Origin of the sequence: Falsiroseomonas sp. E2-1-a4 (assembly GCF_051433165.1) — a bacterium.
Taxonomy (GTDB): Bacteria; Pseudomonadota; Alphaproteobacteria; order Acetobacterales; family Acetobacteraceae; genus Falsiroseomonas.
This window is the reverse complement of the sequence record NZ_JBHMFS010000049.1, coordinates 2,501-5,812: the sequence shown is the minus strand read 5'-3', so window position 1 is coordinate 5,812 and position 3,312 is coordinate 2,501. Positions and strand designations below refer to the sequence as shown.

At 57.7% G+C, this 3,312-nt stretch carries 1 tRNA gene and 2 rRNA genes; all 3 read right to left on the bottom strand.

Going from position 1 to position 3,312, the window contains the following annotated elements:
- Nucleotides 1-134 precede the first annotated feature (134 nt).
- The 3 genes from ACFHNC_RS24420 to ACFHNC_RS24410 all read right to left on the bottom strand — a co-directional run bounded on the left by ACFHNC_RS24420 (nt 135) and on the right by ACFHNC_RS24410 (nt 3,231).
- Nucleotides 135-208, bottom strand: a tRNA-Met gene (locus ACFHNC_RS24420).
- A 40-nt stretch (nt 209-248) separates the two neighbouring features.
- Nucleotides 249-363 (bottom strand): 5S ribosomal RNA (rrf, locus tag ACFHNC_RS24415).
- A 131-nt stretch (nt 364-494) separates the two neighbouring features.
- Nucleotides 495-3,231, bottom strand: a 23S ribosomal RNA gene (locus ACFHNC_RS24410).
- Between the last annotated feature and the right edge of the window lie 81 nt (nt 3,232-3,312).

Below are 3,312 nucleotides of genomic sequence, written 5' to 3'. Positions count from 1 at the left end.
TGTTCCGTGTTCCTAGCCAAATCGGTCTTCGAGGAGCAACGGATTTCCGGCCACCATGCGGACACGAAAAAGCCGCCTGCGGAGTGGTGCTCCGAGGCGGCTTCTAATGCGCTGATGTCGTTTGGTCGAATGGGATGCGGGGACAGGATTTGAACCTGTGACCTTCAGGTTATGAGCCTGACGAGCTACCGGGCTGCTCCACCCCGCGGTGGTTGTTGGTATTCAAGCGATGATGTTCCGGTGTGGTGGCCCGGCGGCGACCTACTCTCCCGAGCCTTAAGGCTCAGTACCATGGGCGCTGGGGTGTTTCACGTCCGAGTTCGGGATGGGATCGGGTGTATCATCCCCGCGATGGCCACCGGGCCACCAGACCGGAACATCATATGCTGCGGTGTGTGATTTGGTTGTGTGTGTGTGTGTTGGGTAGTGGGAGTGCGGTTTGGTGCTGCGCGCGGCGCTTGGCCAATTAAGGCCAGAGCCGATGCGGTGGAGGAGGTATGAGCTCTATCGGGCGATTAGGACCGCTCAGCTGAGTGGGTTACCCCACTTACACCTGCGGCCTATCAACGTGGTGGTCTTCCACGGCCCTCGGCGAGACCTCGTCTTGAGGCTGGTTTCCCGCTTAGATGCCTTCAGCGGTTATCCATTCCGCACTTGGCCACCCAGCCATGCCACGGGCGTGACAACTGGTTCACCAGAGGTGCGTCCATCCCGGTCCTCTCGTACTAGGGACAGATCCTCTCAAGTCTCGTACACCCACGGCAGATAGGGACCGAACTGTCTCACGACGTTCTAAACCCAGCTCACGTACCGCTTTAATCGGCGAACAGCCGAACCCTTGGGACCTGCTCCAGCCCCGGGATGCGATGAGCCGACATCGAGGTGCCAAACCTCCCCGTCGATGTGGACTCTTGGGGGAGATCAGCCTGTTATCCCTAGAGTACCTTTTATCCGTTGAGCGATGGCCCTTCCACGCGGGACCACCGGATCACTAAGGCCGACTTTCGTCTCTGTTCGCGCTGTCGCGCTCACAGTCAGGCGGGCTTGTGCCTTTGCACTCAACAGCCGATGTCCGACCGGCTTGAGCCCACCATCGCGCGCCTCCGTTACCATTTGGGAGGCGACCGCCCCAGTCAAACTGCCCACCACGCAGGGTCCCGGCTCGGGGTGACCGAGCTCGGTTAGACGCCAGAAAGGCACAGGGTGGTATTTCAAGGTTGGCTCCACACAAGCTAGCGCCCATGCTTCATAGCCTCCCACCTATCCTACACAGTCCCTTCCTGGCGCCACTGCGAAGCTGCAGTAAAGGTTCATAGGGTCTTTCCGTCTGACCGCGGGTACCCCGCATCTTCACGGGGAATTCAATTTCGCTGAGCCCATGCTGGAGACAGTGGGGAGGTCGTTACGCCATTCGTGCAGGTCGGAACTTACCCGACAAGGAATTTCGCTACCTTAGGACCGTTATAGTTACGGCCGCCGTTTACTGGGGCTTCGGTTCGATGCTTGCACATCTCCCCTTAACCTTCCAGCACCGGGCAGGCGTCAGACCCTATACGTCATCTCTCGATTTCGCAGAGCCCTGTGTTTTTACTAAACAGTCGCCACCCCCTGGTCTGTGCCACCCACCCACACTTGCGTGCAGGCAGGTCTCGCTTATCCCGAAGTTACGCGAGCAATTTGCCTAGTTCCTTCAGCATGGTTCCCTCAAGCGCCTTGGAATACTCGTCCAATCCACCTGTGTCGGTTTAGGGTACGGTCCATATGTCAGAGCTATTTCCCGAGCAAATCCAACAGCCACCCCAATCCAATAAGGGGTAACTGCACTTCATTGCTGTCACTTCTGACGGGCCCAGGAATATTCACCTGGTTTCCATCGGCTACGGCTGTCGCCCTCGCCTTAGGGGCCGGCTCACCCTGCGCGGATTAGCCTTGCGCAGGAACCCTTGGATTTTCGGCGGAAGGGTTTCTCACCCTTCTTGTCGCTACTCATGTCCGCATTCGCACTTCCCATACCTCCACGGCCCCTCACGGATACCGCTTCACAGGCCTAGGGAACGCTCCGCTACCGCACGCATTACTGCGCACCCACAGCTTCGGCTCGTGGCTTGAGCCCCGTTACATTTTCGCCGCAGAACAGCTATTAGACCAGTGAGCTATTACGCTTTCTTTAAAGGATGGCTGCTTCTAAGCCAACCTCCTGGTTGTTTTGGCCGTCCCACATGCTTTCCCACTTAGCCACGAATTAGGGGCCTTAGCTGGTGGTCTGGGCTGTTTCCCTCTCGACAATGGACCTTAGCACCCACTGTCTGTCTGCCAGGCTGCACTCATCGGCATTCGGAGTTCGGTTGGGTTTGGTAGGACTTTGGGTCCCCCTAGCCCATCCGGTGCTCTACCTCCGACGGTGATCGCCTGACGATCTACCTCAATAGATTTCGCGGAGAACCAGCTATTTCCTGGTTTGATTGGCCTTTCACCCCTAGCCACAGATCATCCCCGACTTTTTCAACAGGCGTGGGTTCGGCCCTCCAGTAGGTGTTACCCCACCTTCAGCCTGTCCATGGCTAGATCACCAGGTTTCGGGTCTCATGCCGGCAACTGAACGCCCTGTTCAGACTCGCTTTCGCTGCGCCTACACCTAACGGCTTAAGCTTGCTGCCAACACGAACTCGCGGACCCATTATACAAAAGGTACGCCGTCACCCTTGCGGGCTCCGACTGCTTGTAGGCGTTCGGTTTCAGGTCTGTTTCACTCCCCTCGTCGGGGTGCTTTTCACCTTTCCCTCACGGTACTTGTGCACTATCGGTCGCCAGAGAGTATTTAGGCTTAGAGGGTGGTCCCCCTACGTTCAGACAGGGTTTCACGTGCCCCGCCCTACTCAAGGATCCAGCAAAACACTACGGCTACGGGGCTATCACCCACTTTGGCCAACCTTTCCAGGTTGCTCGCCTTCTTCTTGCTGAACCACTGGCCTGCTCCGCTTTCGCTCGCCACTACTAGCGGAATCTCTGTTGATGTCTTTTCCTCCAGGTACTGAGATGTTTCAGTTCCCCGGGTTTGCCTCGTACACCTATGTATTCAGTGCACGATACTCCTTGCGGAGTGGGTTTCCCCATTCGGAAATTCGCGGATCAACGATCGCTCGCATCTCCCCGCGACTTATCGCAGCGTGCCACGTCCTTCATCGCCTTCTGGCGCCAAGGCATCCACCGAACGCCCTTTTCTTGCTCATACTCACCACCACCGTCCGCGCGCAGGACCAAACCGCACCAGGCTCTCACCCAGCCAGCCCGTCCCATTCAGGAACGACAACG